Annotated in this window: 20 protein-coding genes; 10 read left to right on the forward strand and 10 right to left on the reverse strand. The window is 70.9% G+C overall.

What is annotated here, in order from left to right:
• The first annotated feature begins 26 nt into the window (after window positions 1–26).
• A complete protein-coding gene (gene pcp / locus ACFQ0P_RS00605) occupies window positions 27–662 on the forward strand; it encodes a pyroglutamyl-peptidase I (RefSeq protein ID WP_204979809.1) in 636 nt (211 codons plus the stop codon).
• 81 nt (window positions 663–743) lie between these two features.
• Entirely contained in the window at window positions 744–1,763 is a 1,020-nt protein-coding gene (locus ACFQ0P_RS00610; RefSeq protein ID WP_204979810.1) for a 1-aminocyclopropane-1-carboxylate deaminase, read from the forward strand.
• A gap of 3 nt (window positions 1,764–1,766) precedes the next feature.
• Here ACFQ0P_RS00610 and ACFQ0P_RS00615 read toward each other — a convergent pair whose 3' ends face one another.
• The 4 genes from ACFQ0P_RS00615 to ispG all read right to left on the reverse strand — a co-directional run bounded on the left by ACFQ0P_RS00615 (window position 1,767) and on the right by ispG (window position 5,898).
• On the reverse strand, window positions 1,767–2,777 hold the full coding sequence (locus ACFQ0P_RS00615; RefSeq protein WP_204979811.1) for a hypothetical protein: 1,011 nt from the start codon (window positions 2,775–2,777) through the stop codon (window positions 1,767–1,769).
• 158 nt (window positions 2,778–2,935) lie between these two features.
• Window positions 2,936–4,180, reverse strand: coding sequence for an RNA polymerase sigma factor (locus ACFQ0P_RS00620; RefSeq protein WP_204979812.1), 1,245 nt, complete (start codon window positions 4,178–4,180; stop codon window positions 2,936–2,938).
• Window positions 4,177–4,578, reverse strand: a complete 402-nt coding sequence (locus ACFQ0P_RS00625; RefSeq protein WP_204979813.1) for a YciI family protein — start codon at window positions 4,576–4,578, stop codon at window positions 4,177–4,179. The genes ACFQ0P_RS00620 and ACFQ0P_RS00625 overlap by 4 nt, the downstream gene beginning before the upstream one ends.
• A 189-nt stretch (window positions 4,579–4,767) precedes the next feature.
• Window positions 4,768–5,898 carry a flavodoxin-dependent (E)-4-hydroxy-3-methylbut-2-enyl-diphosphate synthase gene (ispG, locus tag ACFQ0P_RS00630; RefSeq protein ID WP_204981472.1) on the reverse strand — a complete coding sequence of 377 codons (1,131 nt, stop codon included), beginning with the start codon at window positions 5,896–5,898 and terminating at the stop codon, window positions 4,768–4,770.
• Window positions 5,899–6,012: 114 nt separating this feature from the next.
• Here ispG and ACFQ0P_RS00635 point away from each other — a divergent pair, with 114 nt between their 5' ends.
• Window positions 6,013–7,251: a low temperature requirement protein A gene (locus ACFQ0P_RS00635; protein WP_204979814.1), complete on the forward strand. Its 1,239-nt coding sequence runs from the start codon at window positions 6,013–6,015 to the stop codon at window positions 7,249–7,251.
• 161 nt (window positions 7,252–7,412) lie between these two features.
• Complete coding sequence (locus ACFQ0P_RS00640; RefSeq protein ID WP_204979815.1) at window positions 7,413–9,335, forward strand: anthranilate synthase family protein; 1,923 nt, start codon at window positions 7,413–7,415, stop codon at window positions 9,333–9,335.
• A 283-nt stretch (window positions 9,336–9,618) separates the two neighbouring features.
• Here the strand turns inward: ACFQ0P_RS00640 and ACFQ0P_RS00645 are convergent, their stop codons facing one another.
• The 3 genes from ACFQ0P_RS00645 to ACFQ0P_RS00655 all read right to left on the reverse strand — a co-directional run bounded on the left by ACFQ0P_RS00645 (window position 9,619) and on the right by ACFQ0P_RS00655 (window position 12,633).
• Window positions 9,619–10,845 (reverse strand): RNA polymerase sigma factor, encoded by a 1,227-nt coding sequence (locus ACFQ0P_RS00645; RefSeq protein WP_204979816.1) that lies wholly within the window; start codon window positions 10,843–10,845, stop codon window positions 9,619–9,621.
• Entirely contained in the window at window positions 10,842–11,207 is a 366-nt protein-coding gene (locus ACFQ0P_RS00650) for a YciI family protein (protein WP_204979817.1), read from the reverse strand. Before ACFQ0P_RS00650 ends, ACFQ0P_RS00645 begins: the two co-directional genes overlap by 4 nt.
• Window positions 11,208–11,286: 79 nt before the next feature.
• A complete protein-coding gene (locus ACFQ0P_RS00655) occupies window positions 11,287–12,633 on the reverse strand; it encodes a M50 family metallopeptidase (RefSeq protein WP_204979818.1) in 1,347 nt (448 codons plus the stop codon).
• A gap of 79 nt (window positions 12,634–12,712) precedes the next feature.
• Here ACFQ0P_RS00655 and ACFQ0P_RS00660 point away from each other — a divergent pair, with 79 nt between their 5' ends.
• From ACFQ0P_RS00660 to ACFQ0P_RS00670, 3 genes are all read left to right on the forward strand, one after another.
• Window positions 12,713–13,294 (forward strand): hypothetical protein, encoded by a 582-nt coding sequence (locus ACFQ0P_RS00660; protein WP_204979819.1) that lies wholly within the window; start codon window positions 12,713–12,715, stop codon window positions 13,292–13,294.
• Window positions 13,295–13,368: 74 nt separating this feature from the next.
• Entirely contained in the window at window positions 13,369–14,082 is a 714-nt protein-coding gene (locus tag ACFQ0P_RS00665) for a YcnI family copper-binding membrane protein (protein ID WP_204979820.1), read from the forward strand.
• 83 nt (window positions 14,083–14,165) lie between these two features.
• Window positions 14,166–15,830: a Mur ligase family protein gene (locus ACFQ0P_RS00670; protein ID WP_204979821.1), complete on the forward strand. Its 1,665-nt coding sequence runs from the start codon at window positions 14,166–14,168 to the stop codon at window positions 15,828–15,830.
• A 16-nt stretch (window positions 15,831–15,846) separates the two neighbouring features.
• Here ACFQ0P_RS00670 and dxr read toward each other — a convergent pair whose 3' ends face one another.
• Complete coding sequence (gene dxr / locus ACFQ0P_RS00675; protein ID WP_204979822.1) at window positions 15,847–16,929, reverse strand: 1-deoxy-D-xylulose-5-phosphate reductoisomerase; 1,083 nt, start codon at window positions 16,927–16,929, stop codon at window positions 15,847–15,849.
• 25 nt (window positions 16,930–16,954) lie between these two features.
• A complete protein-coding gene (locus ACFQ0P_RS00680) occupies window positions 16,955–17,941 on the reverse strand; it encodes an FKBP-type peptidyl-prolyl cis-trans isomerase (protein WP_204979823.1) in 987 nt (328 codons plus the stop codon).
• A gap of 147 nt (window positions 17,942–18,088) precedes the next feature.
• Between ACFQ0P_RS00680 and ACFQ0P_RS00685 the strand changes: the two genes are divergently transcribed.
• The gene (locus ACFQ0P_RS00685; protein WP_378772326.1) at window positions 18,089–18,805 is read left to right on the forward strand and encodes a lysophospholipid acyltransferase family protein; all 717 of its coding nucleotides are present in this window, start codon (window positions 18,089–18,091) and stop codon (window positions 18,803–18,805) included.
• A gap of 6 nt (window positions 18,806–18,811) precedes the next feature.
• On the opposite strand, the gene ACFQ0P_RS00690 is transcribed toward ACFQ0P_RS00685, so the two are convergent.
• Window positions 18,812–19,288, reverse strand: a complete 477-nt coding sequence (locus ACFQ0P_RS00690) for an OsmC family protein (protein WP_204979825.1) — start codon at window positions 19,286–19,288, stop codon at window positions 18,812–18,814.
• Between the two features lie 51 nt (window positions 19,289–19,339).
• On the opposite strand from ACFQ0P_RS00690, the gene ACFQ0P_RS00695 reads away from it, so the two are divergent.
• Together ACFQ0P_RS00695 and ald are read left to right on the forward strand one after the other, a co-directional pair.
• Window positions 19,340–20,329, forward strand: coding sequence for an asparaginase (locus ACFQ0P_RS00695; protein WP_204979826.1), 990 nt, complete (start codon window positions 19,340–19,342; stop codon window positions 20,327–20,329).
• A 58-nt stretch (window positions 20,330–20,387) separates the two neighbouring features.
• Entirely contained in the window at window positions 20,388–21,503 is a 1,116-nt protein-coding gene (ald, locus tag ACFQ0P_RS00700; protein WP_204979827.1) for an alanine dehydrogenase, read from the forward strand.
• The last annotated feature ends 60 nt before the right edge of the window (window positions 21,504–21,563 follow it).

Consider the following 21,563-nt stretch of genomic DNA (forward strand, 5'->3'; position numbering starts at 1 on the left):
GCGACACTGCCCCGTAGCCTGGTTCGGTGACCACTGTCCTGCTGACGGGCTTCGAGCCCTTCGCCGGCGACGTCTCCAACCCGTCCGGTGAAGCAGTGCACGCCGTCGCTGCGCACTGGGTCGGGCCGGAGGTGCTCGTCTCCGCGGTGCTGCCCGTCACCTTCGGTGGCGCCGCCCGGCGGCTGCGCGAGCTGATCGTCGAGCACCGGCCGGACGTCGTGATCTGCGTCGGGCTCTCGGGCGGACGCGCGGCTATCGGAGTGGAGCGCATCGCGGTGAACCTCCTCGACGCGCGCATCCCCGACAACGACGGCGCGCAGCCGGTGGACGAGCCGAGCGTCGCGGGCGCACCGGCGGCAGCGTTCTCCACGCTCCCGGTCAAGGCGATCGCGCAGGCGATCGGCGAAGCCGGGCTGCCGGCCGAGGTGTCGTACTCGGCCGGGACCTTCGTGTGCAACCACGTGTTCTTCACCGCGCTGGACGCCGCTCCCTCGGGCACCCGCGCCGGATTCATCCACGTGCCGTGGTCATCCGAGCACGCGCCGGATCCGGATGCCGCGACCCTGCCCCTGCGCAAGATCGCGCAGGCCGTCGAGATCGCTGTCCGCGCGACGCTTGCCACCGAGACAGACGCGGACATCCCCGCGGGCACTCTGCATTGAGGACCGAGAACATCGATTCGCTTTCGCGGCTCGCGCGCAATATATTGCATATCGAGACCGTTCCGCGCGCGAGGAGACCCCGTGAAGCTCGACCAGTTCCCCCGCTACCCGCTCACCTTCGGGCCGAGTCCGCTCCAGCACCTGAAGAGGCTGACTCAGCACCTCGGCGGCGCGCAGGTGTGGGCCAAGCGCGAGGACGTGTCGAGCGGTCTGGCCTACGGCGGCAACAAGGTGCGCAAGCTCGAGTACATCGTCCCCGACGTGCTCGCCTCGGGCGCCGACACCCTCGTGTCGATCGGCGGCTACCAGTCCAACCACACCCGCCAGGTGGCGGCCGTGGCGGCGCACCTCGGCCTCAAGGCCCGCCTGGTGCAGGAGAAGTGGGTGCCCTGGGAGGACCCGATTGGCGACAAGGTCGGCAACATCCTGCTGTCGCGAATGATGGGGGCTGACTCGCGCCTGGATGACGCCGGCTTCGACATCGGCATCCGCGACTCCTGGAAGAACGCGCTGGCCGAGGTCGAGGCATCCGGCGGCACCCCCTACCCGATCCCGGCCGGCGCGTCGGAGCACCCGCTGGGCGGACTCGGCTTCGCGAACTGGGCGTTCGAGGTCGCCGAGCAGGAGAAGCAGCACGGGGTCTTCTTCGACACGATCGTGGTCTGCACGGTCACGGGCTCGACGCACGCCGGCATGATCGCCGGATTCGCCGCCCTCGAGGAGCTCACGGGGGTGAAGCGCCGCGTCCTCGGGATCGATGCCTCCGCCACGATCGACAAGACGCGCGATCAGGTCGCGCGCATCGCCCGGAGCACCGCAGCGCTGATCGAACTCGGGCGCGACGTACGGGACGACGAGATCCAGGTCCTCGAAGGCTGGGCGGGCGACCTCTACGGCATCCCGGTCGAGTCGACGATGGAGGCGATGGCGCTCGGCGCGCAGCTCGAGGCGATGATCACCGATCCCGTGTACGAGGGCAAGTCGCTGGCCGGCCTGATCGACCTCGTGAGTTCCGGCGACATCCCGAAGGACTCGACGGTGCTGTATGCGCATCTCGGCGGGCAGCCGGCGATCAATGCGTACCACCGCCTCTGGGACTGATGGTCAGCCGTTCAGAGCGAGCATCCGGCCGGCAAGCTCTCCGAGGCCCCCGACGTCGCCGTTGGTCAACTCGACGACGTTGATACCGTCTGTCGCATACAGCCACACGCTGTCGCCGTTGACGGGGTAGGTGACCGCGGCAACGGCCCCCTCGACGGGTACGGGGGTCGCTGTTTCCCGAGTCGCGATCCGGTCCCAGTCCCAGGCCCCACCGGACGCGACCGTTGCTTGGATGATGTAGCTCCGCCCGCCCGGCGCGCTCCCGTCGACGCTGTACCAGGGGCAGGTGAACCCGACGCCTCCTTCGGACAGCAGGATCTCCTCAGGCTGTGTCGATCCCTCCCAGTAGCCATTCACGTACCCCGCACCGATCACATCGCCGATGCTGATCTCCTCTGCGAGGTCTTCGCATTCAAGGGGGGTGAACCAACCGTCTCGGTCGTCCGCGGGCACCCCGTCGAAGGAGTCGCCGATCGTGCTCACGGCCGCGTCCGCTGCAGCTTCGAGCAACGACGACGACGCTTCCTGGGAGCCGTACGTCCGGGACATGACCCAGTACTCTCCCGCCGATCTGGCGACGCGGCATCCCTGAGCGTCGTAGGAGGGATCGCATCGCGCGATGGCGAAGTCCTCGACGAAGGCGGTGGGCACCTGATCCTGGGGAAGAACGACGATTGCGAGCGAATAGGCCTCGCTGCCGTCGGACGAGGCGGCGGCGTTGTGCCACTCGCACTCGATTCCACCGAGAGTGCCCACCGACGTCGCCCGGATATCAGGGTAGGACGGGAGCCCCTGCGCATCGCGGGATTCGGCCTCAGTTCTCCACCCGCCGGGAAACAGGGAGTCGAGTTGCGCGGCGGAGAGCACGCTCGTGCAATCACCGTCGAAGGGAACCTGCGGCTCGCGCGTCGGTGTCGGCGTGGGGGTGGGGCTCGGCGCGCTCACGATCTCTGTCGGCGTCGGCTCACCGACAGCGCCTGACGAACACGCCGTGAGCGCGAGGGTCACGAGCACGATCGCGACACCTGCGGTGCGGGAGGCCTTCATCCGGTCATGGTTTCATGCTTCCGCGGCGAGTACGCGCGGGGCACACAACGATTCGGTCACGCGCATGCATGACGCGGAATGCGCCGCGCCATCTCCTGGCACGAGGGCCGCAACAGGCCGCCCCATCAGGATCCGAGCTGATCGCGCCGCCGCGTGAGATAGGCACGCTCGGCGGGGTTTCCGGCGAGGTCGATCGCACGGTCGTACGCGAGACTCGACTCGTCGCTTCGGCCCACACGTCGCAGTAGGTCGGCGCGCGCGGCGTGGAACGCGTGGTAGCCGCCCACGTGGTCGCCCAGGCGCTCGATCTCGGCGAGCGCCACGTCCGGCCCATCGACCTCGGCGACGGCGATCGCACGATTCAGGCGCACGATCGGCGACGGATCGATCCTCATCAGTCGGTCGTAGAGCGACACGATCTGCGACCAGTCGGTGTCCCGTGCGGCGGGGGCGTCCGTATGAACCGCGTTGATCGCCGCCAGCAGCTGATACTGTCCCGGCTGCCCGGACCCGGCGGCGACCGCCTCGATCCGCTCGCGGACGAGGGCGTGACCCTCGCCGATCTGCGATCGATCCCAGGCGCCGCGGTCCTGCTCGTCCAGGGTGACCAGCTCGCCCGAGCGCGAGACGCGGGCCGTACGCCGGGCGTCCGTGAGCAGCATCAGGGCCAGCAGTCCTGTCACTTCGCCCTCGTCGGGAAGAAGCATGCGGAGCATGCGGCCGAGGCGGATCGCCTCGCCGGTGAGGTCTGCGCGCACCGGGTCGTCTCCCGCCGTGGCCAGGTAGCCCTCGTTGAAGATGAGGTACACCACGGCGAGCACACCCGCGAGGCGCTCCTGGACGTCCGCCGCCGTCGGCATCCGGTAGGGCATCCCCTCGGCCCCGACCTTCGCCTTCGCCCGGGTGATTCGACGGGCCATGGTGGCCTCCGGCACGAGAAACGCACGGGCGATCTCGGCGACGGTGAGTCCGCCGATCAAGCGGAGAGTGAGCGCGACGCGTGCCTGGATGGGCAGGGAGGGATGGCAGCAGATGAACACCAGTCGCAGACGGTCGTCCTCGACCGGCCCGATCGGCTCGGGGGGACTGTCGTCGAGCAGCATGTGTGCCGCCTCGTGCTTGTCGTCGCGTCGGGACTCGCGTCGGAGGCGATCGATCGCCCTGCGCGTCGCGGTCGTCGTGAGCCACGCGCCGGGATTGGGCGGCACCCCGTCACGCTGCCACCGCTCGAGAGCGACCACGTACGCCTCGGCGGCGGAGTCCTCGGCGATGTCGAGGTCGCCGAAGCGCCGGGCGAGGCCCGCCACCACCCGCGCCCACTCTTCGCGGTGGGCGCGGGCGAGGGCTTGTTCGACGCTCGCGTCGGTCACGGATTCCGCGGGGCGACGGATGCCTCGGGATACCGTTCGATGATCTCCTCGATGTGCTCGGGGAACCGGTGCACCTCTTGCGGCCAGTCGAGCGCGACCGCCAGTCGACCCGCCCAGTAGCGGGCGGCCTCGTCGTCGGCGACCTCGACGACGGTGAAGCCGCCCAGGTGCTCCTTCGATTCGACGAACGGCCCGTCGGTGAAGACCGGCTCGCCGTCTCGGCTCACGACGCTGAACACCGCGGTCGAAGCGTCGATCCCGCCGTCCGCGTAGAGGAAGACGCCTGCCTCCCTCATGTCGTCGAGCACCGCCTGCGACGCCGCGCCCTTGCTGCGCAGCTCGTCGGGGGTGTGCACGGGAACCCATTCGTCGTTGAACGCGATCAGGTACTTGGGCATTTGCGTCTCCTCTCATCGGGACGAGGTCCGGGTCGCGGAGCCTCGGGGCGGCGACCCACATCGGGCCGCACACCACATCCACGAACGGCGACGCCCGGATACGACACTAGACCGGAGAAAACTCCGGGGACACCGCTCGCGCACGGCGAGACCGAGTGCGGCGAACGGGACTCGTGCAGGAGCGGTGGATCAGCTGGTGACGACCTGGGCGGTGCCGACGGGGGCGCTCGGGCCCATCTCGTCGGCGATGCGGTTGGCCTCTTCGATGAGGGTGGCGACGATGTCGGCCTCGGGAACGGTCTTGATGACCTGCCCCTTGACGAAGATCTGCCCCTTGCCGTTGCCCGATGCGACGCCCAGGTCGGCCTCGCGCGCCTCTCCCGGACCGTTCACGACGCAGCCCATGACAGCCACGCGCAGCGGGACGGTCATGTCCTTGAGCCCCTCGGTCACGTTGTCGGCGAGCGAGTACACGTCGACCTGTGCGCGTCCGCACGACGGGCACGAGACGATCTCCAGCTTGCGCTCGCGCAGGTTGAGCGACTGGAGGATCTGGTGGCCGACCTTGACCTCTTCGGCGGGGGGCGCGGACAGGGAGACGCGGATCGTGTCGCCGATTCCCTCGCCGAGCAGGATGCCGAAGGCGGTCGCGCTCTTGATCGTGCCCTGGAACGCCGGCCCGGCCTCGGTCACGCCGAGGTGCAGGGGCCAGTCGCCGCGCTCTGCGAGGAGCCGGTAGGCCTGAACCATGACGACGGGGTCGTTGTGCTTGACCGAGATCTTGAAGTCGTGGAAGTCGTGCTCCTCGAACAGCGACGCCTCCCACACGGCGCTCTCGCAGAGAGCCTCGGGGGTGGCCTTGCCGTACTTCTCGAGGAGGCGCTTGTCGAGCGAGCCGGCGTTGACGCCGATGCGGAGCGAGACGCCCGCCGCTTTGGCCGCGGCGGCGATCTCGCCGACCTTGTCGTCGAACTGACGGATGTTGCCCGGGTTCACGCGCACGGCCGCGCAGCCGGCGTCGATCGCCTGGAAGACGTACTTCGGCTGGAAGTGGATGTCGGCGATCACGGGGATCTGGCTCTTCTTGGCGATGATGTGGAGCACGTCGGCGTCGTCCTGCGACGGCACCGCGACCCGCACGATCTCGCAGCCGGAGGCGGTCAGCTCGGCGATCTGCTGCAGCGTGGCGTTGATGTTCGTCGTGGGCGTCGTCGTCATCGACTGCACGCTGATCGGGGCGTCACCGCCCACGAGCACCTTGCCGACCTTGATCTGGCGCGTCTTGCGGCGAGGGGCGAGCGTTGTGGGGACCTTGGGCATCCCGATGTTCACAGCTGGCACCCCTCCAGCCTACGCGCAGCGAGTGAGGCCCGGCCGCTTGCGGACGGGGCCGAGCGAGCAAGCGTGACGCTCGGGCGGTGTATCTTCGCCGCCATGACGGTGAACCATCTCTACGCGCGCATGACCGGGCGCAATCCCAATGAGACCCACCGCTCGGCGACGCCGCTGGAGCTGCTCTTCGACCTCGTCTTCGTGGTGGCCTTCAGCCAGGTCGGCACGCAGATGGCGCACTATCTCGAGCTCGGCCACACCGGCACGGCGATGCTCGGGTGGTGGTTCGCGACGTTCGCGACCGCGTGGGCGTGGATCAACTACTCCTGGCTGGCGTCGGCGTACGACACCGACGACGTCTACTTCCGCCTCGCGACGATGGTCGTGATGATCGGCGTGCTGATCGTCGCCCTCGGCGTTCCGTCGGTGTTCCACTCGATCGACGAGGGGCGGACGCTCGACAACGGCGTGATGGTGGCGGGGTACGTGATCATGCGCGTGGCGACGATCGCCCTGTGGCTGCGCGTCGCGCGCGAGGACCCCGAGCGACGTCGGACGGCGCTCGCCTACGCCGGCAACATCGCGATCGCCCAGGTGGGGTGGGTCGCGCTCATCTTCCTGAGCCTCCCGATCGGCACGACCCTGGTGTTCACGACGCTGCTGGTGCTGTTGGAGCTGGCCGGGCCGCTCTTCGCGGAGCTGCGGTTCGGGCGCACGCCGTGGCATCCGCACCACATCGCCGAGCGCTACGGGCTCCTGCTGATCATCACGCTGGGAGAGGTGATCCTGGGGACGATCCTGGCGATCTCGGCCGTCGTGGAGGAGCAGGGCTGGACGCTCGAGGCGGCGTTCGTCGCCTTCGGCGGTGTGGCCCTCACGTTCGGCATGTGGTGGATGTACTTCGCAATCCCGTGGGGGGCGGTGCTGAAGGCCCATCCGGGACGCGCGTGGGGTTGGGGGTACCTTCAGATCCTGATGTTCGGATCGGTCGTCGCCGTGGGAGCCGGGCTCCACGTCGCGGCGTACGTGATCTCTCATGAGGCGCATGTCGACGCCGTGTTCGCGGCGATGACGATCGCGGTGCCGGTGCTCGCCTTCGAGACGATGCTGTTCGTCCTGTACGCGCTGCTCGTGATGGAGGTGGACCTCTTCCATCTCTGGCTCTTCCTCGGGGTGATCGCCGTGCTCGCGATCGGGGTCGGCGCCGTGGCGCTGGGCGCGTCGCTCGGGGTCGGCATCCTGCTCATCGCCTGCTCCCCCGTCGTCGTGGTGGTGGGCTACGAGACGGTCGGCTGGCGGCACGGTCAGGAGATGCTCGCGCGCGCGACGGCTCCCCGCTGAGCGGGAGGATGCCGCGGCGGGCCGTGTGGTAGGTTCGGCGCATGTCCGCGCACCCGACCTGGTGGCTCACCGTCTAGGCGGTGGGTTCGCGCGACCACAGACCGCCTCCGGGCGGTCTTCTTTTTCGTAGGGTTGACCGCCCCCACGACGAAAGACCGATCATGACCGGGCCCGCCCACTCCTCCGTCCGAGATCTGGCCGCGCGCGGCATCCCCTTCGCCCTGCTCGCTCGCGACGCGGCGACCGTCGAGATCCTCACCGGCGACGTCGTGGATGTCGACCTGCTCGCCGACATCCCGCTCGCCGACGCGAGCGGATCGCTCCGCGAGGTACTGGCTCTGGTGCCGTTCCGGCAGGTGCGCGAGCGCGGATTCGAGTGTCACGACGACGGCGCGCCGTTGCGGTGCCTCGTGGTCTCGGAGCACACGAGCGTGCCCCGCGAGGTGGTGCTCGCCGAGTTGCCGAGTGAGCCGATCCCGCTGACGGACGCCGGGTTCGACATCGACGACGAGACCTACGCCGACATCGTGCGCACCGTCATCGCGGACGAGATCGGGCGCGGCGAGGGCGCGAACTTCGTGATCCGGCGCGATTTCACCGCGGGCGTGGACGCGGATGCCGCGACCGCCGCACTGACGTGGTTCCGCGCGCTACTGCAGTACGAGCGTGGCGCGTACTGGACGTTCGCGATCGTCACGCCGGGTCATGTCGCGGTTGGCGCGAGCCCGGAGGCGCACGTGAGCGCTCAGGGCGGCGTCGTCACGATGAACCCGATCTCGGGCACGTTCCGTCACCCCGCCGGGGGTGCCACGGCCGAGGCCCTGACGGAGTTCCTCGAGTCCACCAAGGAGACCGAGGAGCTCTTCATGGTGGTCGACGAGGAGCTCAAGATGATGAGCGCGGTGTGCTCCGACGGCGGTCGGATCACCGGCCCGCATCTGAAGGAGATGTCGCGGCTGACCCACACGGAGTACGTGCTGCGGGGCCGCAGCCGTCTGGATCCGCGCGACATCCTCCGCGAGACGATGTTCGCGCCGACGGTCACCGGTTCGCCGATGCAGAACGCGTGCACCGTGATCACGCGGCACGAGCGGACGCCGCGCGGCTACTACTCCGGCGTCGCGGCCCTGTTCACTCCGCGTGCGGACGCGGCGCCCGGAGAACAGACGCACGATCTGGACGCACCGATCCTGATTCGCACGGCGTACCTCGAGGGCGGGCGCCTGCGGGTACCCGTCGGAGCGACCTTGGTCCGGCATTCGGACCCCTATGGCGAGGTCGGCGAGACGCACGGCAAGGCCGCGGGCGTCCTCGGGGCGATCGGCGCGATCGCGCGCGACATCGCGGCGGAGCAGCTCGAGGCGATCGATGAGGATGCCCCGGCCCCCGAACCGCGACGGCTGGCCGACGATCCGGCCATCGCCACGCTGCTCGCGTCGCGCAACGCGCGCCTGGCGTCGTTCTGGCTCGAGCCCCAGGGCGGTGAGGACGGGCCCTTCGCGGGTCGGAGCGCCGTCGTCGTCGACGCCGAGGACCGGTTCACCACGATGCTCGCCCACCAGCTGCGTCATCTCGGTCTGGACGTGCGCATCGTGCCCTGGAGCGCCGTCACCGACGAGGAGATCGACACCGCGGAGCTGGTGGTATCGGGTCCGGGCCCGGGCGACCCGCGGGATGCTGCGAGCCCACGGATGGCGCGGATGCGCGAGGTCGTTGCCCGCCGCCGCGCGACGGGGATGCCGCTGCTCGCCGTATGCCTGAGCCACCAGATCCTCGCCGACTCGCTCGGGATCTCGCTCGCGCCGCTGGCGTCGCCGCACCAGGGGCTGCAGAAGCGCGTCGACGTGTTCGGCGAACCCGCATCCATCGGCTTCTACAACACCTTCACCGCGCGCGTCCCCGCCGGGACGGAGACGGTCGGCGCCGCGGATGTCGCGGCCGATCCGGCGACCGGCGACGTCTACGCAATGCGCGGCGCGGGGTTCGCGTCGATCCAGGGTCATCTCGAGTCGATCCTGTCGCGCGACGGCATGGTCACCCTCGAGCGGCTGGTCTCCCATGCCCTCGATCCGGTCGAGGCGTGAGCGCTTCCTCGGTGCGGGACGCGGCGCGTGTGGCCGTGACCGGGGGCCGCCGGCCGTCAGCTGCTCGGCGCTCGGCCGCTCGGCCGCCGACGTTGTCCGTATTGCTCAAGTGAGTTCTCGCTCACAGAAGACCATGTGACTTCTCGCTCACACAGTCGGCTACCGGGATTCGCTGGAACGGTGCGCGACCTGAGTTCGCACCCGCGTCTGTGAGCGTGAATTCACTCACATACCGAAAACGGATACCTGTGCAGCCCCGCACAGGAACGAAGGGCGAATCCGCTCAGCGCCCCGCGCGCTCCGCCAGCAGGCGACGCTCCGCCTCATTCGCGGTCAGCTCGAGCGCGAGAAGATCCTCGGCGAGCGCGTCCGGCTCGCGGCCGAGCTCGCGAAGCAGCGACGCGCGCACGGCATGCCAGAGATGCGCGCGTCCGGCGAGTCCCTCGATGGCGTCGACCTGCTCGAGTGCGACGGCCGGCCCCTCCACCCGTGCGAGCGCGACGGCGCGATTCAGTCTCACCACGGGCGACCGGTCGTACGCCAGCAGCATGTCGTACAGGGTCAGCACCTGGAGCCAGTCGGTGTTCGCAGCATCCGGCGCATCCGCGTGGCAGGCCGCGATCGCGGCGTGCAGCTGCCACCGACCCGGACGACGCAGACGAGCAGCGCTCTCCAGCACCGCGCGGGCCTCGGCGAGGAGCGCGGCATCCCACCGGGAGCGGTCCTGGTCGGGCAGAAGGACGAGCTCGCCGTCGACCGCGCGCGCCGACTCACGCGCGCGATGGAACGCCAGCAGCGAGAGCAGTCCGAGCGCCTCGGCCTCCCGTGGCAGGGCCGCCGCGATCACCCGCGCGAGCCACAGCGCGTCGTCCGCGAGATCGCGATCGGCGGACGCGTCGCCCCCGGCGACGAAGTGCGCCTCGGTGTACATGACGGACACGATCGTGAGGACGATGTCGAGGCGCTCGGCGCGCTCGGCGCCCTCGGGGATCCGCAGCGGAATCCCGGCATCCCCGATCTTGCGCTTGGCCCGCACGATGCGCTGGCCGACGGCCGACTCCGCGCTGAACGTCGCGCGCGCGATCTGCGCCGTCGTCAGCCCGCACACCGCGCGGAGGGTCAGCGCCAGTTGCGCATCCGGCGACAGCGCAGGATGGCAGCAGCCGAACAGCAGCGGCAGGCGCTCATCGACATCCGCGTGCGCCGCTTCCATCGGCGGCGACGGCACCGCCCGCTCCGCCAGCACGGGCAGCCGCTCGCGGAGCCCCTTGTCGCGCCGGAGCAGGTCGAGTGCGTTGTGCCGCGCAGCCTGCAGCAGCCACGCGCCCGGTTTGGGAGGGATGCCGCGGCCCCGCCACGCGCGCAGCGCTTCCTCGACGGCCTCGGCGACCGCCTCCTCCGCGAGGTCGAGGCTCCCGAAGGATCGGGTCAGCGTTGCCACGAGCATGCCCGACTCCTCGCGCACGGTTCGCGCGAGGAGCCGGTCGGATGCCGCGGCATCCGTCGTCATTCGAACTGGCTGTAGTCGGTCACCATGGGTCGGACCTCCACAGATGTCCCCGGCAGCTCGAGCATCGGCCACGTGCGCGCGAGGGCGAGCGCCGCATCGAGGTCGGCGACGTCGATGACCGAGAAGCCTCCCACCGCCTCGCGCGCCTCGGTGAAAGGACCGTCCACGACGACGGGTCCCTCCGCTCCGTGGCGGACCGTCGTGGCGGTGTCGACGGGCTGGAGCTCGGCACCGCCGTCGGCCATGTGAGCCTCGTGCTCCTGGAACCACTCGTAGACACGGGCATAGACCTGCTGTACGCGCTCGGGCGGCACGGCCGCGTCGAGTTCGGGGGTGCTGGTGAACATGATGACGTACTTCACGGTCGTGGTCCTTTCGTCAGGGGAACCGTTTCATCCCCTCAGCGAACGGGCAAGACCGATTTCGACATCCCCGCCGAAATCACCGTCCGAACAGCGACACCGGGTTGACGATGTCGGTGAGGATCAGCACGGCGCCCATGACGATGAGGGCGACCACGACCACGAAGGTCACCGGAACGAGCTTCGTGGCGTCCACCGGCTCGGGCGGCGGCCGGTTCGTCAGCCGCGCCCACGCGCGTTTGAGGCCGTCCCACAGCGCGACGGCGACGTGTCCGCCGTCGAGCGGGAGCAGAGGGATGAGGTTGAAGACGAAGAGGGCGATGTTCAGCGACGCCAGCAGGGAGACGAAACCCGCCACGCGGTTGACCACGGGCGCCTCCGCCGCGGCCACCTCGCCAGCGATGACCCCCGCGCCGACGATGCTGAGCGGACCGTTCGGATCGCGGTCCTCGCCCGTGATCAGAGTGGAGCCCGCCTCCCACACCTTGACCGGCATCTGCCAGATGATGCCCGCCACTGCGCCGACGTTCTCGACCGCGGCCTGCGGACCCGCCCAGATCGGCTGCTGGACGAGGGCGTACTGCGGAGTGATGCCGATGAATCCCACCTCGGCCGTGACCGGATCGCCTTCGGCGTCGAGCACCGGCTGACCGCGGTCGTCGTAGACCGGGCGCTCGGCCAGCGCCGGGGTGAGCGCGAGCGTCACGTCCTCGCCGCCCCGCTGCACCACCACGGTGAGCGTCTGCTCCGGCGAGGCCCGGATGATCTCCGTGGCCTCGTCGTAGGTCGAGACCGGCGTCCCGTCGATCGAGACGATCGTGTCACCCGGCCGCATGCCCGCGGCCGCCGCGGGAGCGGTCGGATCGGTCGCCGCGCACTCGGCGGCCGTCGCATCCGCGGGCTGCACGCACTCCGACACCGTCGCGATCGTGCGAGTGGGCGTCTGCACGCCGATCACGGTGAAGAGCACCGCGAACAGCACGATCGCGAACAGCAGGTTCATCACCGGCCCGCCGAGCATGATCACCACGCGACGCCACACCGGCAGCTTGTAGAAGACCCGGTCGTCGTCGGCGACGAGGGTCTCGTCGTTGGCGGCGCGCGCGTCCTGCACCATCGTCGCGAAGAACCCGCCGCCGGCGCGTCCCCCGCGCTGGCCGGCAGCCGCGGCTGCCCGCTCCGTGGGCGAGGGCGGATACATCCCCGCCATCGAGATGTAGCCGCCGATCGGGAACGCCTTCACGCCGTACTCGGTCTCGCCCCTGCGACGTGACCACAGGGTGGGGCCGAATCCGATCATGTACTGCCCGACCCGCACGCCGAACGCCTTCGCCGGCCACAGGTGCCCGAGCTCGTGGAGCGCGATCGACACGGCGAGCCCGACGAAGAGCAGGGCGAACCCGATGACGAACGCGAGAGCTTCCACACCCTCACGGTACCCGCGCCGGCTTTGAGTTGGCTCCGACCCCGCGAACGGCCCCGTAGGATTTTCGCAGGAGGATCCCGTGACCCCACGCCACGTTCGCACCCTGCGCGGTGCCGCGGCAGCCTGGGTCGCCACGGTCGTCGCAGCCACGTCGCACACCCTCGCGGGTGGCGGCGCGCCTGCTCCGCTCCTCGTCCTCGTCGTCGGCGTCCTCGCCTGGCCCATCGGCATCGCGCTCGTCGGGCGGCGCCTGACCGCGTGGCAGCTCGCAATCGCGGTCACCGCAGCTCAGGTGCTCTTCCACGTCGCCTTCGCCGTCACGGCCGGAGCCGATCCGTCCGCCGCGACCGGGCACCTCCACCACCTTTCGCTGGGCGGCTCAGCCGAGGCCGGCGCGGTCCTCCCCGACACGCCGATGCTCCTCGCCCACGCCCTCGCCGCGGCGGTGACGGTCCTCGGGCTCTACGGCGGCGAACGGATGCTGCGCGCCCTGGGCCGCGGCATCCGCTCACTGCTGTCGCGCGCCGACGTCGCGCCTCGCGCGTTCCCCACCGCGCTCCCCGCGCCCTCGTTCGCTCCCTCCCGCCGGGCGCCTCGCGGCGTCGTCCTGTCGGATCTCTCGCGGCGCGGACCCCCGCTGCTCGTCGACGCGGTCGCCTGACCGCGGCATCCTCCGGCGCGCGCAACCGTTGCGCGTGCCGCTGATCCGTGCACTTCCTCGACGAAAGAGACACCATGACCACCCGCACTCCCCTGCGCCGTTCGCTCGTGATCGGCTCCATCGCCGGCCTCGCACTGGCGGTCGGCGCTCCGCTCGCCGCTTCGGCGCACGTCCACGTCAACCCCGGCACCGCGTCGGCGGGCGCGACGTCGACTCTGACGTTCGACTTCTCCCACGGCTGCGACGGCTCCCCCACGACCGCGCTCGTGATCGACATCCCCGAGGGCGTGGGCAACGCCACTCCCGTTGTCCAGGGCGGCTGGACGATCACGCGCGAGGTCGGTGACGACGGCGTGCCCACGCAGGTCACGTTCACCGCCGACACCCCCGTCGAGGACGGTCTGAAGGCGGCCGTCTCGCTCGACGCGCTCTTCGACGAGTCCGCGGCGGACACCTCGATCCCGTTCCCGGTCACCCAGCTCTGCGTCGACGGTGAGACGGCCTGGACCCAGGTCGCCGAGGAGGGACAGGACCCGCACGACCTCGAGTCGCCCGCGCCCGTCGTCGAGGTGGGTGCCGTCGCTGCCGAGGGCGACGGACACGGCGATGCCGCCGGCGCCGGCGACGACCACGCCTCGCACGACGAGTCCGCGACCGACGCCGAGGCGGCCTCCGCGTCGAGCGACGGCGGCGACCCGCTGGCGCGCTGGCTCGCGGCGGGCGGGCTCGTCGCGGGCCTCGCGGCGCTTGCGGTCGTCCTGGTGCGCGGCCGCTCGCGCAAGAGCTGATGACGAAGGGGGATGCCGCGCCCCGGCATCCCCCTTCCGTCCGAGCGGGCGGCGTCCGCGCCGGATGAGAGGATGGATCCGCCATGCCGACCGATGCACCCTCGAACCTGCCGCCCGTCCTGCGACCGGACGCCCCACCCGCCCACGCCCTCGCAGACCTCGCCGATCGGTTCGCCGTCGACGTGCACGGAGACCTCGCCGGTGTGACCCTGACCGGCATCACTCTCGCGACGGCGGACCTGCGCCCCGGGGACGTGTTCGTCGCCGTCAAGGGCGTCAACCGCCACGGCGCCGAGTTCGCGGCGGACGCAGCCGCCCGCGGCGCCGTGGCCGTGGTCACCGATCGCGAGGGCGCCGAACTTGCCACGGCGAGCGGGCTCCCGGTCGTCCTCGTCGACGACCCGCGAGGGCTCCTGGGCGACCTCTCCGCATGGGTCTACCGCACCGGGCGCGACGATGACCTCCCGCTGCTCCTGGGTACCACCGGCACGAACGGCAAGACGAGCGTGTCGCACCTGCTCGAGGGCATCCTCGGTCAGCTCGGCGCTGTCACCGGCCTGTCGTCGACCGCCGAGCGCCACATCGCCGGTCAGGTGATCGTGTCGCGCCTCACGACCCCCGAGGCCTACGAGATGCACGCGCTGCTCGCCCTCATGCGGGAGCGGGGGGTCGAGGCGGTTGCCGTCGAGGTCAGCGCGCAGGCGCTGAGCCGCCGCCGAGTGGACGGCATCGTGTTCGACGTCGCGGGCTTCACCAACCTCACCCACGACCACCTCGACGACTACGCCGACATGCGGGAGTACTTCGAAGCGAAGCTGCCCCTCTTCCTTCCGGACCGCTCGCGCCGTGCGGTCGTCTGCGTCGACTCCGAGCAAGGCGCCGAAGTCGTCGCGCGCAGCCAAGTGCCCACGGTCACCGTCGGCACGCCGGTCCTGGCGTCGGATCCGGATGCCGCGGCACAGGCCGACTGGACCGTCGAGATCCTCGACGAGCGACAGGTCGGCACCGAGTTCCGGCTCACCGCCCGCGACGGCCGCACCCTCACGACCCTCGTCCCTGTCATCGGCCGCCACATGGCCGCGAACGCCGGCCTCGCGATCGTCATGATCCTCGAGGCGGGCTACGCGTGGGAGCGGCTCGTCGCGGCGCTCGACGGCGGCCGCATCGACGCCTATCTCCCCGGGCGCACCGAACTCGTCTCCGGCGAGTCCGGTCCGGCCGTGTACGTGGACTTCGGCCACTCCCCGGACGCCTTCGAGAAGACGCTCGCGGCGGTGCGTCGTGTCACGCCCGGGCGCGTCGTCATGCTGTTCGGCGCCGACGGCGACCGCGATGCGACGAAGCGCCTCGACATGGGCCGCACCGCGGTGGACGGCAGCGACATCCTCGTCATCACCGACCACCACCCGCGTCACGAGAACCCCGACGCGATCCGTGCGACGCTCCTCGAGGGCGCGCGGCGGGCCCGGCCCGACGCCGAGATCCTCGAGTTCTCTCCGCCCGAGCGCGCGATCATCGAGGCCGTCGCGCTGGTCGGCGAGGGCGACGCGATCCTGTGGGCGGGGCCCGGGCACCAGGACTATCGCGACATCCGTGGTGTGCGCACACCGTACTCCGCGCGTGAACTGTCGCGCCGTGCGCTGCGGGCCGCGGGCTGGCCCGTCCCCGAGCCGCACTGGCCGGTGCCGTACCCCGACGACACCACCCCGGACTCCGACCCGCTGAGGCCCGCCTTCCCCGACGCGTAGCTTCGGAGGCCCGGACTCAGGCCGCGGCGATCTCCTTCTCCGCGGCCGTACGCGCCCAGCGCTCGGCCTCGGCGAGGGTCTCGCGCGTGAGCGCGCCGGGCGCCTCGTGACGGTCCACGACGCGTTGGACCGTGTCGAGGATGCCGAGGAATCCCAGCCGCCCCTCGTGGAACGCGTCGACGGCCTCCTCGTTCGCGGCGTTGAAGACCGCCGGGAACGTTCCGCCCGCCCGGCCGACGCTCTTGGCGAGCTTCACCGCCGGAAAAGCCTCCTCGTCGAGGGGCTCGAAGGTCCAGGATGCCGCGACCGTCCAGTCCAGCGGACGCCCGACGCCGGCGATCCGGTGCGGCCAGTCGAGCCCGAGGGAGATGGGCAGTCGCATGTCGGGTGGGGACGCCTGCGCGATGGTCGAGCCGTCGCTGAACTCCACCATCGAGTGGACGATCGACTGCGGGTGGACGACGACGTCGATCTCGCCGTACGGGACCCCGAACAGCAGGTGCGCCTCGATCACCTCGAGCCCCTTGTTGACGAGCGTCGCCGAGTTCGTCGTCACGACGCGACCCATGTCCCAGGTCGGATGCGCGAGGGCCTCGGCGGGCGTCACGGCTTCGAGGTCGGCCCTGCTGCGTCCGCGGAACGGGCCTCCCGACGCGGTGAGCACGAGCCGTCGGACCTCCGCGCGATCCCCCGACCGGAGGGCCTGTGCGATCGCGGAGTGCTCCGAATCGACGGGGACGATCTGCCCGGGGCGCGCGAGCGCAGTGACGAGGTCGCCGCCCACGATCAGGGACTCCTTGTTCGCCAGCGCAAGGGTGCGTCCGGTCTCGAGAGCGGCCAGGGTGGGGCCGAGGCCGACGGAGCCCGTGATGCCGTTGAGCACCACGTCGGCCTCGACGTCGCGGACGAGCTGCTCGGCCTCGACCGCGCCGAGCGCGATGTGCTCGACGCCGAACTCGGCGGCCTGCGCCTCGACGGCCTCACGGCGGGAGCCCGCGGAGAGCCCCACGATCTCGAACCGCCCGGGGTTGGCCCGGATGACGTCGAGCGCCTGCGTTCCGATGGAGCCGGTGGAGCCGAGGACGAGGACGCGTCGCATCGCGCCAGCCTATCGGCGCGGCCGGCTACTGCTCGGTGACCTCGATGATCTCGAGCGCGAAGACGAGGGTCTCGCCGGCGAGCTCGTTGTCACTGGACCCCGCTTCGCCGTAGCCGCACGCGGGCGACATCGACACGAGGATCTTCGAGCCGACCGTCTGACCCTCGAGCGCGCGCTTGAACCCGGCGACGACGCCGGTCGTCTGGAAGGTCGCGGGCTCGCCGCGCTCGTAGCTCGAGTCGAAGGTCGACCCGTCGCTCCACTTCACGCCGGTGTAGTTCACGGTGACCGTGTCGCCCTCCTGCACGGTGGCGCCGTCGCCCTCCTCCAGCACCTCGAGCTGCACGCCGTCGGGAGCCTCGCCGTCGGGGATCGTGATCGTCGGAACACCGTCGGCGTCGTACTCCACCGTCGGGAAGACGTCGCCCGGCTCGGTCGCAGCGCACCACTCGGCGGCGGGCGTCACCCCCAGGACGTCGAGCACGTACACCAGGGCGCCGCCCTGCTGGCTCTCGGGCGTCGTGACGACGATGCGGGAACCCTCGGTCGCGCATCCGAAGTAGGCGTCGGGGCCGGAGCCGATCGTGATCGGCGTGGGCGGGATCGGGGTCTCCTCGTCGTACCCGCCCGCCTGCAGCTCCTCCCCGCTCGCGGCGTCGTAGACCGCGAGCGCGTAGGTCACGTAGTCGCCGTTCGCGATCTGCGTGCCGTCGCCTTCGATCACCACGGCGCGCTCCGCGCTCGTGAGCTCGAGGGGGGCGTCGAAGTCGACCGTCGGTGCCTCGCCGACCTCGCCCGAGACGTTCACCGACGCCGCGACATCGCCGTCCGGCACCGCGACGGCGCACAGGTCGTCGGCGGCGCCCGCCTCGGTCGGTGTCGGGGTCGACTGCGGGGCCGAACCCGCGCAGCCCGCGAGGAGCACGGCCGACAGGGCGGCGACGGACAGGGCGGCGAGCGGGCGGATGCGCACGATGAGACCTCGAGTCGATGTCAGGGAACGCTCCATCATTCCGCATCTTTCCTCCGTCCCGCCTGGGAACAGGCCATGCCCGTGCCGGAATGGAAACGGGAGTACCCTCGACGGGTGACTTCCGACCTGGTGCCAGAAGCGGACGACCCGACCGCCGACGAAGCGCCCGAGCAGCCCGTGACGCGCATGGGTGCGACGTATTTCCTCGGTCGCTTCGTCCTGACCCCGCTCGCCCGACTCGTCTACAGGCCCCGCATCGAGGGGCGCGACAACGTGCCGAAGGCGGGCCCGGTGATCTTCGCGAGCAACCACATGTCGTTCATCGACTCCATCGCGATCCCCGTGGCCGCGCCTCGCCCGGTGCATTTCCTCGCGAAGGCGAGCTACTTCGACGGCACCGGATTCACGGGCTGGGCGTCGCGGGAGTTCTTCACCGCGATCGGTGCGATCCCCGTCAAGCGCGGGGCGGGGCAGGCGGCGCTCGACGCCCTCGACCAGCAGCGGATGCTCCTCGAACAGGGCAGCGCCGTGGCGCTCTATCCCGAGGGCACGCGCTCTCTCGACGGCCGCCTCTACAAGGGGCGCACCGGAGTCGCGTTCCTCGCGCTTCAGACCGGGGCTCCCGTCGTGCCGGTGGGGCTCATCGGCACCGACAAGGTGATGCCCGTCGGCGCCAAGCGCCCCTCGCTCAAGCACCGGGTCACCGTCAAGTTCGGCGAGCCGCTCGACCTCGGTCACCACGGACCCGCGGCGTCGGGTCGCGCCCGTCGGCTCGCCACCGACGACATCATGGCCGCCATCCACGCCCTGTCCGGCCAGGAGCTCGCGAACGCCTATAACGAGGTGCCCGCGCAGACGCCGATCGAGCGCATCAAGCAGGTGCTGCCGCACGAGCGCCGCTGAGCGCGGTCACTCCCCGGCGACCAGGATCGTCGGCTCGTGGCGCACCGGGAAGTTCACGGAGTTGGCGATGAAGCACCACTCGTTCGCCTGGGCGTGCGCGGCGGCCGCGGCATCCGTCATCGACGCGTCCGCCACCGTCACACGCGGGCGCAGCACGACCTCGCGGAATGCGCCTCCGCCGCGTCCGTCCTCGACCATGAGGCCGGTGGCGTCGTCCTCGTAGCCGACGACGACGACACCCGCCTGCACGCACGCGTGGAGATAGGACAGCAGGTGGCACTCGCTCAGCGAGGCCAGGAGCAGGTCCTCGGGGTTCCACCGCGACGGGTCGCCCCGGAACGGCTTGTCGGACGACGCGAGGAGGGACGGCTTCCCGGCGATCTCGATCGTCGAGGAGCGGTCGTAGTCCCGATACCCCGACGTGCCGGTGCCGCGGTCACCGGTCCACGTCGTCCGGACGGAGTATCGATGCTCTCCCCACATGTGCACAGTCTGTCATGCGGTGCCGTCGCCGCTCGGCGGTAGGCTGGCCGGGTGCCGCAGACCTTCGCCGCAGCCGACGCCGTCGAGCTGGCCGTCGTCGACCGCAGCGGATTCATCGAGTCACGGCACGCCGGCATCGCGGTGGTCCTCGCACCCGACGGCACCATCGCCGAACGCCTGGGCGACCCGTCGGCGCTGATCCTCCCGCGATCGAGCCTCAAGCCGCTCCAGGCCCTCGCGTTCCTGTCGGCGGGGGCGTCGCTCGAGGGCGAGAGGCTGGCGCTCGCGACCGCGAGCCACTCGGGCACCGACCGCCACGTGGCGGTCGTGCGCGACATCCTCGACGCCGCCGGGCTCGGCGAAGAGGCCCTGGGCTGTCCGCCCGCGTGGCCCGGCGACACCGACACGCGCGACGAACTCGTGCGCGACCGGGCCGAACCGGCCCGCATCCGGATGAACTGCTCCGGCAAGCACGCCGCGATGCTGCTGACATGCGTCGCAAACGGCTGGGATCCTTCCTGCTACCTGTCGCCGGAGCATCCGCTGCAGCTCCACGTCCGCGAGGTGGTCGAGCGACTGCTGGGCGAGAAGACCTCGGCGACGGCCGTCGACGGCTGCGGCGCGCCCGTGTTCGCCACGACGCTCTTCGGGCTCGCCCGCGCGATCCACCGCATCGGCACCGCGTCGACGACGTCGCCGTTCGCGCTGCACCGCAGCGCCGGGACGCTCGTGCAGGCGGTGCGCGACAATCCCTGGACGATCGACGGCCCGGGGCGTCACGACACGATCGCGATCGAGTCGCTCGGGGTGTTCGCGAAGGGCGGCGCCGAGGGCGTGATGGTCATGGTGGCGCCGAACGGCACGACGGTCGCACTGAAGATGCTCGACGGCAGCGGCCGGGCGGCGACGGCCGTCGCGCTGCGCCTGCTCGAGCGCTCCGGCGCACTGGCGCCGGCAGACGTCGCCGCCACGATGCAGAGGCTTCCGCTGTCGATCACCGGCGGCGGACAGGTCGTCGGGGCGATTCGCCCCGCGTTCTAGAGGCGCTCCCACGAGGAGCCCGAGCGCTCCAACGGCGGAGCGGAAAGGATCACACACGATGAGGATCAGCGTCCCCACCGAGGTGAAGAACAACGAGTACCGGGTGGCGCTCACGCCGGCCGGCGTTCACGATCTGGTCGCGGCCGGGCACGAGGTGTTCGTACAGAGCGGCGCCGGCGCCGGATCGTCGATGCCCGACGACGAATACGCGGCCGCCGGAGCGATCCTCCTCGACGACGCGACCGAGGTGTGGGCGCGCGCGGAGCTCCTCCTCAAGGTCAAGGAGCCGATCGCGAGCGAGTACGACAACTTCCGCGACGACCTGGTGATCTTCACGTACCTGCACCTGGCCGCCGATCGGCCGCTGACCGAGCGGCTGATGGCGGACGGCGTCACCGCGATCGCGTACGAGACGGTCCAGGTCGCGGGCGGCGGACTGCCGCTGCTCGCGCCGATGAGCGAGGTGGCCGGCCGTTTGGCTCCGATGGTCGGCGCCAACACCCTGATGCGGTCGGCGGGCGGGCTCGGCCTGCTCATGTCGGGCGTGCCGGGCACCCGCCCCGCGCGCGTCACCGTCATCGGCGGGGGCGTCGCCGGCGCGAACGCCGCGGTCATCGCCGTGGGGATGGGCGCGGACGTCACGGTGTTCGACACCAACGTCCAGCGTCTCCGCTACCTCGACGACCACTTCCAGGGCCGGGTCAAGACCGCCGCCTCGAACCCGTTCGACCTCGACCGCGCGGTGGTGGACTCCGACCTCGTCATCGGGTCGGTGCTGATCCCCGGCGCGAAGGCGCCCAAGCTCGTGACGAACGAGATGGTCTCGCGCATGCGCGCCGGCAGCGTACTCGTCGACATCGCCGTCGACCAGGGCGGATGCTTCGAGGACACCAAGCCCACGACCCACGCCGATCCGACGTTCGCGGTGCACCAGAGCGTGTTCTACTGCGTCGCGAACATGCCCGGTGCGGTGCCGAACACCTCGACGTCCGCGCTGACGAACGCCACCCTCCCGTACGTCCGGCAGATCGCCCGGCGCGGGTGGAAGGACGCCCTGCGCGCCGACGCCGCTCTCGCGGGCGGCCTCAACGTCGTCGGCGGCGCCGTCGTCAACCCCGGCGTGGCGACGGCCCACGGGCTGGAACTGGCGCCGCTCGAGGCCGCGCTGGTCTGACGCACGCTGAAAGGGAGGGGACGGATGTCGCGGCATCCGTCCCCTCCCTTGTTCGCACCC

It is taken from the genome of Microbacterium insulae, assembly GCF_042677065.1.
GTDB classification, from domain to species: domain Bacteria; phylum Actinomycetota; class Actinomycetes; order Actinomycetales; family Microbacteriaceae; genus Microbacterium; species Microbacterium insulae.

Coding starts and splice junctions, on each gene's coding strand:
- ACFQ0P_RS00625 (WP_204979813.1), bottom strand. CDS start 4,578: ATGCCCAAGTACCTGATCGCGTTCAACGACGAATGGGTTCCCGTGCAC.
- ispG (WP_204981472.1), bottom strand. CDS start 5,898: ATGCCCAAGGTCCCCACAACGCTCGCCCCTCGCCGCAAGACGCGCCAG.
- ACFQ0P_RS00635 (WP_204979814.1), top strand. CDS start 6,013: ATGACGGTGAACCATCTCTACGCGCGCATGACCGGGCGCAATCCCAAT.
- ACFQ0P_RS00640 (WP_204979815.1), top strand. CDS start 7,413: ATGACCGGGCCCGCCCACTCCTCCGTCCGAGATCTGGCCGCGCGCGGC.
- ACFQ0P_RS00645 (WP_204979816.1), bottom strand. CDS start 10,845: ATGACGACGGATGCCGCGGCATCCGACCGGCTCCTCGCGCGAACCGTG.
- ACFQ0P_RS00665 (WP_204979820.1), top strand. CDS start 13,369: ATGACCACCCGCACTCCCCTGCGCCGTTCGCTCGTGATCGGCTCCATC.
- ACFQ0P_RS00670 (WP_204979821.1), top strand. CDS start 14,166: ATGCCGACCGATGCACCCTCGAACCTGCCGCCCGTCCTGCGACCGGAC.
- dxr (WP_204979822.1), bottom strand. CDS start 16,929: ATGCGACGCGTCCTCGTCCTCGGCTCCACCGGCTCCATCGGAACGCAG.
- ACFQ0P_RS00680 (WP_204979823.1), bottom strand. CDS start 17,941: ATGATGGAGCGTTCCCTGACATCGACTCGAGGTCTCATCGTGCGCATC.
- ACFQ0P_RS00685 (WP_378772326.1), top strand. CDS start 18,089: ATGGGTGCGACGTATTTCCTCGGTCGCTTCGTCCTGACCCCGCTCGCC.
- ACFQ0P_RS00690 (WP_204979825.1), bottom strand. CDS start 19,288: ATGTGGGGAGAGCATCGATACTCCGTCCGGACGACGTGGACCGGTGAC.
- ald (WP_204979827.1), top strand. CDS start 20,388: ATGAGGATCAGCGTCCCCACCGAGGTGAAGAACAACGAGTACCGGGTG.